Origin of the sequence: Bradyrhizobium barranii subsp. apii (genome assembly GCF_011516635.5) — a bacterium.
Taxonomy (GTDB): domain Bacteria; phylum Pseudomonadota; class Alphaproteobacteria; order Rhizobiales; family Xanthobacteraceae; genus Bradyrhizobium; species Bradyrhizobium barranii.
Genome location: NZ_CP096255.1, coordinates 6,659,317 through 6,673,140, shown reverse-complemented (window position 1 = coordinate 6,673,140; position 13,824 = coordinate 6,659,317). Strand labels below are relative to the sequence as shown.

Below are 13,824 nucleotides of genomic sequence, written 5' to 3'. Positions count from 1 at the left end.
CCACCCTACGATCCCTCTACTTGTACTCCCGCTCGCTCCACCACGGAAAATAATCCGGCATATCGCTCGACACCTTGTTCTTGAACTGCGCCGGACGCTTCTCCAGGAATGACACCACGCCTTCCCTAACGTCGTCCGAGCGGCCGCGCGTATAGATGCCACGGCTGTCGACCTTGTGAGCTTCCATGGGATCGTCGGCGCCCATCATGCGCCACATCATCTGACGGATCAGGGCGACCGACACCGGCGCGGTCTTGGCGGCGAATTCCTTGGCGAGCGCACGGGCGATCGGCAAGAGATCATCGGGGGCTACGACCTTGCTGACGAGGCGACCGGCGAGCGCTTCCTGGGCCGGGAAGACGCGGCCGGAATAGCACCATTCCAGCGCCTGCGAGATGCCGACGATGCGCGGCAGGAACCAGCTCGAGGCGGCCTCCGGCACGATGCCACGCTGGGAGAACACGAAGCCGAAGCGCGCGGCATCCGAGGCGATGCGGATGTCCATCGCCAGTTGCATGGTGACGCCGATGCCGACGGCAGGGCCGTTCACCGCGGCGATGACGGGCTTCAGGCACTTGAAGATGCGCAAGGTCACCTGGCCGCCGCCGTCGCGCACCTGCGGATCGCTGTAATCGACCTTGCCGTCCGCGAAACGCTTCACCGGCCCGCGCCGCGCATCGCGATCGAAGGTATCCGCACCCGAGGAAAGATCGGCGCCTGCGCAAAAGCCGCGGCCCGCGCCGGTGACGATGATGGCGCGGACGTCGTCGTCCTTGTCGGCGGCGTCGAACGCGTCGATCAGCTCGGCCTGCATCTGCGCGTTGAAGGCGTTGAGCTTGTCGGGTCGGTTCAGCGTGATGGTGAGGATCTGCTCGGCGACCTCGTATTTGATGGTCTCATACGCCATGGTGGTTTCCTTCCTCATCTTAAGTGCGATCTCAATGAGACGAGACGCATGGTCGCCGTTGTCCGTCTTGCGCGGACTGGGCATGCGAGCAGTAGAAGAACGTGGATGGCCGGGACAAGCCCGGCCATGACGGAATGCTTACTTTGCCGGCGGGCTCGGCCAGGGCTTCTGTGCACCGCGCAAGCCCTCGAAAGCCTTGGCCATGCCGAGCACGCCGATATCGTCGAAGCGGCGGCCGACAATCTGCACGCCGATGGGAAAGCCGTTGGCGTCGAAACCGCCGTTGAGGGAGACAGCAGGGTTCTCCGACATATTCCACGGCACGGCATAGCAGATGTGCTCGAACGGCCGCATCGGATCGTTGGTGGGCGAGGCCCATTCCGCCGGATAGTTCACGTTCGGCGCGGTCGGCGAGATCACATAGTCGAGCTCGCAGAATAGTTTTGAAGCGGCCGCCCGGATCGCCATGGTCTGGTTGAATCCGCGGATGACATCCACACCCGAGAGCTTTGCGCCGGATGCGCCCCATTTGAAGATGTAGGGCAGCACCTTTGCCTGTTCGGGCGGCGTCAGCTTGGCCAGATCGTCCCACATCCGCGCGCGCCAGAAATTGTCGAGGCCGTCGAGCATCTCGCGGGTCAGAATGCCGTCGACTTCGGTGACGACGCTACCTGCGGATTCGAACGCCTTTGCGGCTTTCACCGCGACATCGCGGACCGGCCTCTCTGCCGGCAGGCCGACGCCGGCATCGAGCATCAGGCCGATGCGCAGTTTGCGCGGGGATTTCTCCAGTCCCTTCCAGTTGAGAGGCTCGGCGGGCAGGCTCATGCCGTCGCGCCGGTCGGGCTTTGCAATCACGCTCATCATCAGCGCGCAATCGTCGACCGTGCGGGTCATGGGACCGGCGACACGGCCGACATAGGTCGGGTCGATCGGCACGCGGCCAAAACTCGGTTTCAGGCCGACGAGGCCGCACCAGCCCGCAGGCAGGCGGACCGAGCCTCCGATATCGGTGCCGAGATGCAAGGGGCCATAGCCGGCCGCAGCCGCGGCGCCTGCGCCCGCGCTGGAGCCGCCGGGATTCTTGGAGAGGTCCCAGGGATTGCGCGCCAGCGCGTGGAAGCTGGAGAGTCCCGAGGACAGCATGCCGTAATCGGGCATGGTGGTCTTCGCGAAGATGATCGCACCGGCCTCGCGCAGTCGCGCAGCGGGCGGGGCGTCCTTCTCGGCCGGCACGAGCTTCACGCTCGCAGCGCCGAGCGGGACGGGCACGCCCTTGGTCGCGATGTTGTCCTTCACCGTCACAGGCACGCCGTCGAGCGCGCCGGAAGGTTCGCCCCCGCTCCAGCGCGCGGTCGAGGCCTTCGCGGCCTCGCGCGCGCTGTCGGGATCGAACGCGTAGAGCGCCTTGAGATGCGGTTCCCACGCAACGACGTGCGCAAGCACGTCCTCCAGCACCTCGCTCGGCGAGAATTGCTTGGCCCGATAGCCCGCGATCAGATCGACCGCGGAGAGATCGTGCAGCGAGGTGACGGCCTCTTCGACGCTCTTCTTGTGCATTGCTAACCTACCGGCATGCGCGTTTCGATGATCCGGGCGAACATGCTGGCGCCGATCGGCAGGATCTTGTCGTCGAGCACAAAGCCGGGATTGTGCACGGGCACCGAGCCGTCGTGGCCGATCCAGAAATAGGCGCCGGGAATGGTTTGCAGCATGTCGGCGAAATCCTCGCTGCCCATCTTCGGCTGGGCGCGGGTGATCACGTTGGCGGGGTTGACGACGGTGCGCGCGACCTCCTCGACCACCTTGGACTGCTCGACCTGGTTGACCAGCACGCCGAAGGTGTCGCGGATGTCGGCTTCGATCACGCACTGATAGGCGCTCGCGATGCCGGCGCAGATCGTGCGGATGCGTTCGGCGATCAGGGCGCGGACTTCATCCGAGAAGGTGCGGATGGTGCCGCAGAGATGCGCCTCGCCGGGGATGACGTTGTAGGCGGAACCGGCGTGAATCTGCGTGATCGAGATGACGGCGGCCTGCAGCGGCTCGACGTTGCGGCTGACGATGGTCTGGATCGCCTGCGCCAGCGTGGTCGCGATGATCACCGCGTCCTTGGAGCGTTCGGGCATCGCGCCATGCGCGCCGTAGCCGGTGATGCGCAGGTCGAAGAAGTCGGCGCTGGCCATCGCCGGGCCGGGCAGGATCGCGATTTCGCCGAGGTTGAGGTCGGGCGCGTTGTGCAGGCCGTAAAGCTCGTCGCAGGGAAACTTCTCGAACAGGCCGTCCTTGATCATCGCGCGAGCGCCACCAAGGCCTTCCTCGGCCGGCTGGAAGATCAGGTGCACGGTGCCGTCGAAATTCCTGGTCTCGGCGAGGTAGCGCGCGGTGCCGAGCAGCATGGTGGTGTGGCCGTCATGGCCGCAGCCGTGGAAGCGGCCGGGGATTTTCGAACTCCATTTCAGATTGGTGTTCTCTTCCATCGGCAGTGCGTCCATGTCGGCGCGCAGGCCGATGCGCTTGCTGCCCGAACCATTGCCCTTGATCACGCCGATCACGCCGGTGCCGCCGAGACCGCGGTGCACCTCGATGCCCCAGCTCTTCAGCTTGTCGGCGACGATGCCGGAGGTGCGCACTTCCTCGAAGCCGATCTCGGGATGGGCGTGGAGGTCGCGCCTGATAGCAGTGAGTTCGTCGGCAAAGCCGTCGATGCGGTCGATCGTGGGCATGTGTCCTGTCCGGTTAGCGTGATGGGGGCGTGAAAACGGGGCCGTTCGGCTTGATGCGGATGCCCGGCCGCAGACGCGTCCAGGGCAGGGTGGCTGTGTCGGCCGGCATCGCGCCGGGCGCGGCGCAGATCATCAGCTTTTCCGCGATCGGCTCGAAATCGGCGCGGAAGTGCACCGAGCTCTTGTTGACCAGAATCTTCTGCGCGGTCGGCTCGATGCCGACATAGCGGTACATCGCCTGATCGGCGAGCTGTGCCTTGTGCGAGGAGACGACGACGCGGACGTCACCGATGCGCAGGCACGCGGAGGGACCCATCTCCATCTCGCGGCCACCGTAGTAGGGGCCGGGCGCGATGAAGCGGCCGTCGGAGAGCTTTTCGACAATGAAGGTCTCGCGATAGGGCTCGTCGCCGGGAATGCCGGATTTGCCGCCGAGCGACAGCGTCACGGTGGCGCCGACGCCGGCCGCATGCGCGGCCTTGGCCGAGATCGGGTCGTAGATCGCGCCGGTCGCGGCGCTCGCCTTGTTGCGCACCAGCGCGCGCAGCATGCCGGTGGTGTCGGAATCGCCGCCGGCGCCCGGATTATCCTGGGTATCGGCGATGATGATCGGCTTGCTCGCGCTCTTGGCGAGCTCCATCGCATGGCGCACGCCGTCGTCGGGCGACCAGATCTTGCCGTCGAAATCGTCCTCGTGGCTTTCGATCAGTTTGACGGTCGCATCGGCCGCGCGGTCGGCATCGGCCTGCGTCTTGCCATAGGCGAACACGCTCGGGCCGCAGTCGCGGAAGTCGGCGGCGGGGAAGCCGGGCGCGAAGGACAGCGTCGGAACGGCGTCGCTCTCCAGCGCGGCCAGTTCTTCGTAGATGCCCTTGGTGGGAAAGTCATTGGTGCATTGCCAGCTGATCGCGATCAGGAACGGCAATTGGCGAAACGACTTTGCAAAGCGCTGCTTGGTCTTCAACAGCAAGGCGAGGTGCCTTGCGGAGGCGCGGCCGGTCTCGGCCATGTCGACATGCGGATAGGTGCGGTAGGCGATCAGCGCATCCGCGTGTTCCATCATCTCGGGCGTGACGTTGGCGTGCAGGTCGAGGCTGGCAACGAGCGGAACGTCCTTGCCGATGACGCGGCGCACGCGCGCTAAAATCTCGCCTTCGCCGTCGTCGAGATGCTCGGTCACCATCGCGCCATGCAGATCGAGATAGACCGCATCGAGCGGGCCGGCGGCGGCGATACCGTCGACCATCACCTTCACGATACGCTCGAAGGCGTCCCTGGTGACATGCGCCGACGGACTTGCGCCGCAGGCGATCGTCGGAATGAGGTTCCAGCCATTCGCTTCGGCGCTGTCGACGAAGCCGGCGAGACCGACATTGATACGGCGCATCACCTTCACGTCGGCGCCTACCGTCATGGCCGGCCAGCCGCCGCCATGCTGGAAGTCCGCGAAAGTCGCCTTCGTCGGGGCGAACGTGTTGGTCTCGTGCAGGAAGCCGCCGACGGCGATACGTGTCATTAATTCTGGTCCAGCGTTTGAAAGTGCGCGACGTTAGCCTTGGCTTCGAGGCGGGGGCAAGCGAGGAGCCCATGCCGCCGCGCATGGCTTTAAGTCATTTTCGAATGATGATGGTCGCTACCCGTCATTGCGAGCGAAGCGAAGCAATCCAGACCGTCTCCGCAGAGGGACTCTGGATTGCTTCGCTCCGCTCGCAATGACGAGTGGACAAACCTAAGCCGGCGCCGCGACGCCTTCCGACACCGGCCTGAAGTTCGCAAAATCCCAGCCGCGGCCCGGTGCGGCCTCCAGCAGCGCCCTGGTGTAGGCTTCCTTCGGATGCGTCAGCACCTCGGCGGCAAGGCCCTGTTCGACGACACGGCCGTGCTGCATCACCACGACCTCGTCGCAGATCTGGGCTGCGACGCGCAGATCGTGGGTGATGAACAGGATGGCGATGCCGAGCCGGTTTTGGATCTCGTCGAGCAGTTCCAGCACCTGCGCCTGAACCGAGACGTCGAGTGCCGAGACCGCTTCGTCCGCGACCAGCACGTCGGGGTCGAGCGCGAGCGCACGCGCAATGGCGATGCGCTGGCGCTGGCCGCCGGAGAATTGGTGCGGATAGCGCGTCACTGCGTCCGCGGGCAGGCCGACGAGCTCGAGCAGTTCGCGCGCCCGCTTCATCGCATCGGCATGCGAGGTGCCGTAATTGATCGGGCCTTCCGCGATGCTCTCGCCGACGGTAATGCGCGGGTTGAGCGAGCGATAGGGATCCTGGAACACGATCTGGATCTTCTGCCGATGCGGCTGGAGCAGGCGGCGCGAGATGTCAGCGATCTCGCGGCCGGCAAGGCGCACACCGCCGGAGGTCGGATCGATCAGGCGGACGATGCACCGCGCGACGGTGGACTTGCCCGAGCCGCTCTCGCCGACGATGCCGAGCGTGCGGCCCTTGCGCAGCGTCAGCGTGACCTTGTCGGCGGCGACGACCTCGCGGCCTTTGCCGAAGAAGGCGCGCTCCTTATAGATCTTGCCGAGCTCGTTGGCCTCCAGCACCACCGGCTCCTTGGTCTCGGGCCGTGCCGCGCGCGGCACCAAGCTCGGCACCGCAGAAAGCAAATTTCGAGTGTACTCCATGGTCGGGTTGCGCAGCACGGTCTCGAGCGGACCGGTCTCGACCAGCCGGCCCTGCCGCATCACGGCGACGCGGTCGGCGATCTCGGCGACCACGCCCATGTCGTGGGTGATGAACAGGACGGCGGTGCCGTGATCGCGCTGGAGGTCGCGGATCAGCGTCAGGATCTGCTTCTGCGTGGTGACGTCGAGCGCGGTGGTCGGCTCGTCGGCGATCAGCAGCTTCGGCTCCAGCACCAGCGCCATCGCGATCATGATGCGCTGGCGCTGGCCGCCGGAGAGGCGATGCGGATAGGAGGCGAAGATGCGCTCGATCTGGGGCAGGCGGACCTGCTCCATCATGTCGAGGATGCGCTTCTTCCGCGCCTTTGCGTCGAGATCGGTGTGGGCGCGCAGGACCTCGTCGATCTGGCGGCCGACCGGCACCACCGGATTGAGCGCGGTCATCGGCTCCTGGAAGATCATCGCCATCTGCGTCGCGCGGAGCTGGCGCAGGCGGCGATCGGTCGCGGTGAGAATCTCTTCGCCGACGAGCTTGACGCTGCCGCCGGTTGGAACCAGCGTGCCCTTCGGCAGCAGGCCCATCGTGGTGAGCGAGGTCACCGACTTGCCCGAGCCGCTTTCGCCGACGAGACACAGTGTCTCGCCCTTATGCACCTGGATCGAGATCCCGTCGATGATGTTTGCGCCCTTCGGCTTCTTGCCGATGGAGACGACGAGGTTGTTGATGTCGAGAACTGGGTTGGTCATCACTTGATCCGTCATCACTTGCCCTCCCGCTGCTTCATGCGGGGATCGAGGGCGTCGCGGGCAGCGTCGCCGATCAAATTGATGCTGAGGATGGCGATCGAGAGCAGCAGGCCCGGCCAGAAGATCAGCGTCGGCTTGAGCTGAAAATACTGGCGGCCCTCGGCCATGATGTTGCCCCAGGTCGGCGTCTCCGGGGAGATGCCGGCGCCGAGGAAGGAGAGGATGGCTTCGGTCAGGATCGCGGAGGCGCAGACATAGGTGCCCTGGACGATCAGTGGTGCGATCGTGTTGGGCATCAAATGTCGCCACATGATCTTCGGCAGACTGGAGCCGACCGAGATCGCGGCTTCCACATAGGGCTCCTCACGCGCGGACAGCACGACCGAGCGCACCAGGCGCGCCACGCGCGGTATCTCGGGGATGGTGATCGCGACCAGCACGGTCCAGATGCTGGCGCCGGACAGCGACACCACGGCGATCGCGAGCAGGATGCTCGGCATCGCCATGAGGCCGTCCATGACGCGCATCAGGACGGCATCGACCAGCTTGAAGAAGCCGGAGACGAGGCCGATCGCAAGGCCGATGACGATCGACAGGATCGCCGAGCCGATGCCGATCAGGAGCGAGATGCGGCCGCCATAGATGACGCGCGACAAGAGGTCACGGCCATAGGCGTCGGTGCCGAGCAGGAACTGCGCCGAGGCCGGCTTCAGCCGCTGCGAGGGCGCAAGCTGGACCGGATCGTGCGGCGCGATCAGCGGCGCCAGGATCGAGACCAGCACGATCAGCGCGAGCAAGATCGTGGCCGCCGCGATGATCGGCGTCGAGGTGAGGAATCCGAAACGCGGCCGCAGCGGCGACGTGATCGGAATGGACGACTGGGGAAGGCTATCGACGGACATTTTTGTTGCTATCCTTAGCCCTAGTACCGGATCCGGGGATCGAGCAGCGTGTAGGCGACGTCGATCAGGAGATTGACGACGACATAGATCAGCGACGTCAGCAGGATCATCGCCTGGATGACTGGGTAGTCGCGCGCCAGCACCGCGTCCACCGTGAGGCGGCCGATGCCGGGGATGTTGAACACGCTCTCGGTGACGACGACGCCGGAGATCAGTAGCGCAAAGCCGGTGCCGATCACGGTGATGACGGGCACCGCGGCGTTGCGCAGCGCATGGCGCATCATCACGGCGACCTCGTTGATGCCCTTGGCGCGGGCGGTGCGGACGTAGTCCTCACCGAGCACGTCGAGCATCGCCGCACGCGTCATGCGCGCGATCAGCGCGATGTAGATGAAGGAGAGCGCGCAGGTCGGCAGGATGATGCGCTCGAAGAACGGTCCAAAGCCGTTGAAGATGCTGCGGAAGCCCTGCACCGGCACCCAGCGCAGGTCGATCGCGAAGACCTCGATCAGGAGATAGCCGACCACGAACACCGGTACGGAGAAGCCGAGCACGGAGAGGCCCATCACGAAACGGTCGATCCAGGTGCCGTGCTTCCACGCCGCGATGACGCCCAGGGGCACGGCGACGATGACGGCGAGAATGATTGTCGAGAGCGCGATCGAGATCGACGGTTCGACGCGCTGGCTGATCATCTTCATGACTGGCAGGTTGGAGATCAGCGACGTCCCGAGATCGCCGTGCAGCAGCTTGTTCACCCAGGTGATGAATTGCACGATGAGCGGCTCGTTGAGGCCGAGCGAGTCGCGGATGCGTTCCAGCCGTTCCGGCGTCGCGTTATCGCCGGCGAGAATGGCGGCGGGATCGCCCGGCGTCAGCCGCAGCAGCAGGAAGACGAACAGCGCGACGACGCCCATCACGGGCACCGCGGCCAGAACGCGGCGAATGAGATAACCTAGCATGCACCTATCTCCGGCTGCGGAACTTGCGGGGCCGGGAGGCCCCCGTGGAATCGGTTCTGTCTATCATGCACGCCTGTCACTCGGGCTGGAAAGCCGGCCGGAGAAGCCGACCTTTCGGGGCAAATTGTGTGCCAAGGGCAGGGCGGTCGCAAGAGGCCGCCGAGCCTCCGATATCGGCCACTCAGGATGCATGGCGGAACTCGCGCTCAACCCTGAGTGAGGGTGCAGTCGGCGGTGCGTTGAGCCCGCGCCAGCCGTCGATGGTCCCGGCAATCATCTGCGCGGTCGCGGCCGACAAGGTCCAGCCGAGATGGCCGTGGCCGGTGTTGAAGAACACGCCCGGCATCCGTCCTGCGCGCACCACCGGCATCATGTTCGGCATCATCGGCCGCAGCCCGGCCCAGGGCACGACCTTGGACGTTTCGACGCCGGGGAAGTTGCTGCGCACCCAGTCGACCAGCGGCTGCACGCGGTCGGCGCGGATGTCGCGGTTGAAGTCGTTGAATTCGGCGGTACCCGCGACGCGGAAGCGATCGGCGCCCAGCCGGCTGGTGACGATTTTTGCGGCTTCGTCGAGCAGGCTCACGGTCGGCGTCGCATTGCGGCTTGCGGCAGTGTCGAGCTGAACGGTGATCGAATAGCCCTTCACCGGATAGACGTTGACGCGCTCGTCGAGGAGTGCGGCGAAGTGGCGGCTGGCCACACCGGCGCAGACCACGACGCCATCAGCCTTCAGCATGCTGCGCGCGGATGCGACAGCATCACTGGCCGAAAGATCAGCCCAGCCGATGACAAAGCCGCCACCTGCCTGGGCAATGGAATCGATGTTGGCTTCATGGATAAAGGTCGCGCCGCGCCGCTTGCAGGCTTCCGCAAGTCCGCGCGTGAACTTGTGGATATCGCCGGTCGCATCCGACGGCGTGTAGAAGCCGCCAAAATAGTCCTTGCGCAGCGTCGGCTCGATGGCGCGGATCTCCTCCGGCGTCACCGGGCGGCGATCGAGCCCGCCTTCCTTCAGCAGCGCATTGACCTGCAGGCCGGATCCAAAACCCTTCTTGTCGTGATAGATGTGCAGGATGCCGCGGCGTTCGAGATCGAAGTCGATGCCTTCGCGCTCCGCGATCTCGAACAGATGCTTGCGGGCTTCGATCGCGAGCCGCGTGGTCTGGACCGTGTTGGCGCGGTAGTTGCCGATATTGGCGACGAACTCGCTCATCCACGAATATTTGTGCCAGTTCGGCCGCGGGTTCATCAGCAGCGGCGCATCGCGCCGGAACATCCAGCGCAGGCCTTTCAGGATCGTTGCGGTGCTGTTCCACACTTCGGCATTGCTGGCGGAGAGCTGTCCGCCATTGGCGAAGGAGGTCTCCATCGCGGCGTAGCGGTGCTTGTCGAGCACCGTCACCTTGTATCCGCGTTCGAGCAGGGCATAGGCAGTCGTTACGCCGGTGATGCCGGCGCCGATGATGGCGATATGGGTCATGGCAGGTTCGGGGCTCCCGTGAGTTAGAGTCGGCTAACCGCCGGCCAAAGGCCGTTGGCGGCGCCCCATCTGTCACGGTTACCTGAGAGCTTGATCCGGCGCGGACCTCGGCGAGGTCAGCTCCGGACTATCCCCTTCGGTGGACGTCACGACCACATTGGCCGTGCCGCCTCTCTCCAGATCGTCCTGACGATACGGTCCTTTTGCCTGAGAGTTTCCGGGGCGGTTGCTCCGTCGGCGCCGCAACGAAAGCCTGAACTCTCGTTGCGATCTCTCCCGCATCGTCGCGTGGACAATCGAGCAGTACGATGCGCCTCATTTTTAGACAAGGCTAAATTTAAACCGCGACTGCCAACGCATTGTGCAGTGCGAAGTTGATTCAATTTACTCCAGGGTCGCCAGCAAGCCCGCCATCAGGCGCCCGCGTTCAACCAAGCTCTCGACCTCGATGAATTCTTCCAGCGTGTGGCCGTTGCCGCCGCGCACGCCGAGGCCGTCGAGCGTCGGGATGCCCATCGCGCCGGTAAAGTTGCCGTCGGAGCCGCCGCCGGAGCTCGCATGCGGCAGCTCAGTGCCGAGCGATTTGGCGATGCCGCGCGCCTTCTCATAAAGCGCCATGGTGCCGGCATCGGGCTCCCATACGGGGCGCGTGACGCCGCGCGTCACCTTGAACGTGACATCATTGGACGTGCCCGACAGCGCCAGCATCCGCTCGACGCCGCGGTCGAGATCGGCCTGGCGCTTGGCCATGGACAGCGCCTCGCCGGTGGCGGTCGTGGCAACGCAATTGACCCATTGTCCGCCATGCACGACGCCAACCGAGAAAGTGCAATCCTCCGTCGTCATCGCGTCGATGGCGAGGATCTGCCGCGCCATCTCGCGGATCGCCGAGCGTCCGGCCGACAATGTCGCGCCGGCATGGCTCGGCCGGCCCGTCGCTTCCAGATTGAACCGCGCGATGGCGTAACGTCCGGTGGTGACACCGTTGTCGGCGCGGCCCGGTTCGGGCACCAGCACATATTTGTTGCGCGCAGCCTCCGCCTCAATGAGGTCCCGCGTCGAGGGCGTGCCGACTTCCTCGTCGGGCGTAAACAGCACGGTGATCGGCAGCGGCGTGGTGAAGGACGCACGTGCCAGCTGCCGGATCGCTTCCAGCGAGAGATAGTTGCCGCCCTTCATGTCGTAGATGCCGGGGCCGTAGCACTTGTTGCCGTCGCGCCGCCATTTCAGCTTCTCGATGGTGCCGAGCGGGTGGACGGTATCCATGTGGCCGGCGATCAGGATGCCCGGCTCGCCCTGTTTCGGATGCGGGAAGCGCGCGCGGATCACGCCGCCAAAGCCCTGTCGGCCGCCGATGCGTTCGATCGTCGCACCCATGATCGCCATATCCCGCGCTGCGATATCGAGCATGCGGTTGACGGCACCCGCGTCCCAGGTCGGGCTCTCGCATTCTACCCAGGTGCGCAGGCCCTCGAGCATCGCCTCGGAATCGAAGGGAAGATTGGCTGGATTCATCTTAATGTCTCTCAAGCTTCGAAAGATGGAACGCGCATTGCATTGGCGCGGACGGGACTGGCGGAAAGCGTTGTAGAGCCAAACCGATCTTTGTGGAGCCCGTGAGCGCGCCGCTTGGGGCTGCAGCGAAACCGGATTGACGCGCTCAGCACTGTCTGCAAGTCTCGAAAGACAAAGGCATCGCATGAGGTTAGTTCGCCTAAAGAACGAACCGAATGCTCAACCAATAACCTGCCTTTGAACAGTTTCACGTCAGGAGAAACTTTTATGTTGAGCTTGATGCGCCGGGGGCGTCGCGCGTTCGCCTCCACACTTGCGCTATCGGTCGTTGCGCTTTCGACGGCGATGGCCTCGCCTGTACTTGCCGCCGCCAGCAAGACCATCACCGCGGTGATGCATTCGGATCTGCGCATCATCGATCCGATTTTCACCACCGCCTACATCACGCGTGACCATGGCTACATGGTCTACGACACGCTGATCGCGACGGACTCGAACTTCAAGATCCAGCCGCAGATGGCGGACTGGAAGATCTCCGACGACAAGCTCACCTACACCTTCACGCTGCGCGACGGCCTGAAGTGGCACGACGGTACGCCGGTGACGGCGGAAGACTGCGCCGCTTCGCTGAAGCGCTGGGCCGCGGTCGACGGCATGGGCCAGCAGATGATGCAGTTTACTGCGAGCATCGAGGCGACCGACCCCAAGACGATCACGCTGAAGCTGAAGGAGCCCTACGGCCTCGTGCTCGAATCCATCGGCAAGCCGTCCTCGCGCGTCGCCTTCATGATGCCGAAGCGTCTCGCCGAAACGCCGCCGGACAAGCAGATCCCCGAGCAGATCGGCTCCGGCCCGTTCAAGTTCGTGCAGGGCGAATTCCAGCCCGGCGTGAAGGCGGTGTACGTCAAGAACACCGACTACGTGCCGCGCAAGGAGGCGTCGAGCTGGACTGCCGGAGGCAAGGTGGTCAAGGTCGATCGCGTCGAATGGATCACCATGCCGGATGCGCAGACCGCAGTGAACGCGCTGCAATCGGGCGACATCGACTTCATGGAAGTGCCGCCGTGGGATCTGCTGCCCGTGCTTGAAGGCAATGCCGACCTCAAGACCGAGACGCTGAACAAGTTCGGCTACCAGACCCTTGGGCGCATGAACTTCCTCTATCCGCCCTTCGACAATCCGAAGATCCGCCGTGCCGCACTTCTGGCGATGAACCAGAAGGACGTGCTCGACGCGCTCGTCGGCAATCCCAAATACTACAAGATCTGCGGTGCGTTCTTCATCTGCGATACGCCGTTCGCGACCGACGTCGGCTCGGAATCGCTGGTCAAGGGCAACGGCATGGCGGAAGCCAAGAAGGCGCTCGCCGAGTCCGGCTATGACGGCACGCCCGTCGTGGTCATGGTGCCCGGCGACGTCGTGACGCTGAAGGCGCAGCCGACGGTCGCGGTGCAGTTGCTCCGCGAGGCCGGCTTCAAGGTCGACGCGCAGGCGACCGACTGGCAGACGGTGGTCAGCCGGCGCGCCAGCCAGAAGCCTCCGAAGGAGGGCGGCTGGAACATGTTCTTCACCAACTGGGTCAGCGCCGACGTGTCCAACCCGATCGCCAATCTGTCGATCGGCGGGCAGGGCAAGAAGGGCTGGTTCGGCTGGGCGGAAAACGCCAAGATCGAGAAGCTCAAGGATGACTTCGTCCGCGCTGCCTCGCTCGACGATCAGAAGAAGATCGCGACCGAGATCCAGAAGGAAGCCTATGACCAGGTGATTTACGTGCCGCTCGGCCAGTATCTGGCGCCGAGCGCGTGGCGGAAGTCGCTCACCGGCGTGCTCGACGGCCCGGCGACGCCGGTGTTCTGGAACATCGACAAGACCGAGTAAGGCGAGGGCGCGCCAGCGCGCCTTCCCCGAGCGTTACGCGGCGTCGCTGTGATCAGCGGCGCCGTTTTCGTT

At 64.8% G+C, this 13,824-nt stretch carries 10 protein-coding genes and 2 riboswitches; of the genes, 1 reads left to right on the top strand and 9 read right to left on the bottom strand.

All coding sequences use genetic code 11. The features are described 5' to 3' along the window. Positions 1-16: 16 nt before the first annotated feature. From HAP41_RS32000 to HAP41_RS31960, 9 genes are all read right to left on the bottom strand, one after another. Complete coding sequence (locus HAP41_RS32000) at positions 17-907, bottom strand: crotonase/enoyl-CoA hydratase family protein (RefSeq protein WP_166091785.1); 891 nt, start codon at positions 905-907, stop codon at positions 17-19. Between the two features lie 138 nt (positions 908-1,045). Continuing rightward, positions 1,046-2,467 carry an amidase gene (locus tag HAP41_RS31995; protein WP_166091790.1) on the bottom strand — a complete coding sequence of 474 codons (1,422 nt, stop codon included), beginning with the start codon at positions 2,465-2,467 and terminating at the stop codon, positions 1,046-1,048. 2 nt (positions 2,468-2,469) lie between these two features. Then, positions 2,470-3,633 carry a M20 aminoacylase family protein gene (locus HAP41_RS31990; protein ID WP_166091792.1) on the bottom strand — a complete coding sequence of 388 codons (1,164 nt, stop codon included), beginning with the start codon at positions 3,631-3,633 and terminating at the stop codon, positions 2,470-2,472. Between the two features lie 13 nt (positions 3,634-3,646). Beyond that, positions 3,647-5,149, bottom strand: a complete 1,503-nt coding sequence (locus HAP41_RS31985) for a M81 family metallopeptidase (RefSeq protein WP_166091798.1) — start codon at positions 5,147-5,149, stop codon at positions 3,647-3,649. A gap of 213 nt (positions 5,150-5,362) precedes the next feature. After that, complete coding sequence (locus HAP41_RS31980) at positions 5,363-7,012, bottom strand: ABC transporter ATP-binding protein (protein WP_166091801.1); 1,650 nt, start codon at positions 7,010-7,012, stop codon at positions 5,363-5,365. Between the two features lie 14 nt (positions 7,013-7,026). Continuing rightward, entirely contained in the window at positions 7,027-7,914 is an 888-nt protein-coding gene (locus tag HAP41_RS31975) for an ABC transporter permease (RefSeq protein ID WP_028150021.1), read from the bottom strand. Between the two features lie 20 nt (positions 7,915-7,934). Further along, positions 7,935-8,876: an ABC transporter permease gene (locus HAP41_RS31970; protein ID WP_014494267.1), complete on the bottom strand. Its 942-nt coding sequence runs from the start codon at positions 8,874-8,876 to the stop codon at positions 7,935-7,937. A gap of 181 nt (positions 8,877-9,057) precedes the next feature. Then, complete coding sequence (locus tag HAP41_RS31965; protein ID WP_166091840.1) at positions 9,058-10,359, bottom strand: D-amino acid dehydrogenase; 1,302 nt, start codon at positions 10,357-10,359, stop codon at positions 9,058-9,060. A 67-nt stretch (positions 10,360-10,426) separates the two neighbouring features. Continuing rightward, a riboswitch (glycine riboswitch) is annotated at positions 10,427-10,541 on the bottom strand. Between the two features lie 3 nt (positions 10,542-10,544). Further along, positions 10,545-10,648, bottom strand: a riboswitch (glycine riboswitch). A gap of 95 nt (positions 10,649-10,743) precedes the next feature. Beyond that, complete coding sequence (locus tag HAP41_RS31960) at positions 10,744-11,874, bottom strand: M20/M25/M40 family metallo-hydrolase (protein ID WP_166091847.1); 1,131 nt, start codon at positions 11,872-11,874, stop codon at positions 10,744-10,746. A gap of 267 nt (positions 11,875-12,141) precedes the next feature. Here HAP41_RS31960 and HAP41_RS31955 point away from each other — a divergent pair, with 267 nt between their 5' ends. Next, positions 12,142-13,752 (top strand): ABC transporter substrate-binding protein, encoded by a 1,611-nt coding sequence (locus HAP41_RS31955; protein ID WP_063982465.1) that lies wholly within the window; start codon positions 12,142-12,144, stop codon positions 13,750-13,752. Positions 13,753-13,824 lie beyond the last annotated feature (72 nt).

Coding starts and splice junctions, on each gene's coding strand:
- HAP41_RS31965 (WP_166091840.1), bottom strand. CDS start 10,359: ATGACCCATATCGCCATCATCGGCGCCGGCATCACCGGCGTAACGACT.
- HAP41_RS31985 (WP_166091798.1), bottom strand. CDS start 5,149: ATGACACGTATCGCCGTCGGCGGCTTCCTGCACGAGACCAACACGTTC.
- HAP41_RS31975 (WP_028150021.1), bottom strand. CDS start 7,914: ATGTCCGTCGATAGCCTTCCCCAGTCGTCCATTCCGATCACGTCGCCG.
- HAP41_RS31970 (WP_014494267.1), bottom strand. CDS start 8,876: ATGCTAGGTTATCTCATTCGCCGCGTTCTGGCCGCGGTGCCCGTGATG.
- HAP41_RS31980 (WP_166091801.1), bottom strand. CDS start 7,012: ATGACCAACCCAGTTCTCGACATCAACAACCTCGTCGTCTCCATCGGC.
- HAP41_RS31995 (WP_166091790.1), bottom strand. CDS start 2,467: ATGCACAAGAAGAGCGTCGAAGAGGCCGTCACCTCGCTGCACGATCTC.
- HAP41_RS32000 (WP_166091785.1), bottom strand. CDS start 907: ATGGCGTATGAGACCATCAAATACGAGGTCGCCGAGCAGATCCTCACC.
- HAP41_RS31960 (WP_166091847.1), bottom strand. CDS start 11,874: ATGAATCCAGCCAATCTTCCCTTCGATTCCGAGGCGATGCTCGAGGGC.
- HAP41_RS31990 (WP_166091792.1), bottom strand. CDS start 3,633: ATGCCCACGATCGACCGCATCGACGGCTTTGCCGACGAACTCACTGCT.
- HAP41_RS31955 (WP_063982465.1), top strand. CDS start 12,142: ATGTTGAGCTTGATGCGCCGGGGGCGTCGCGCGTTCGCCTCCACACTT.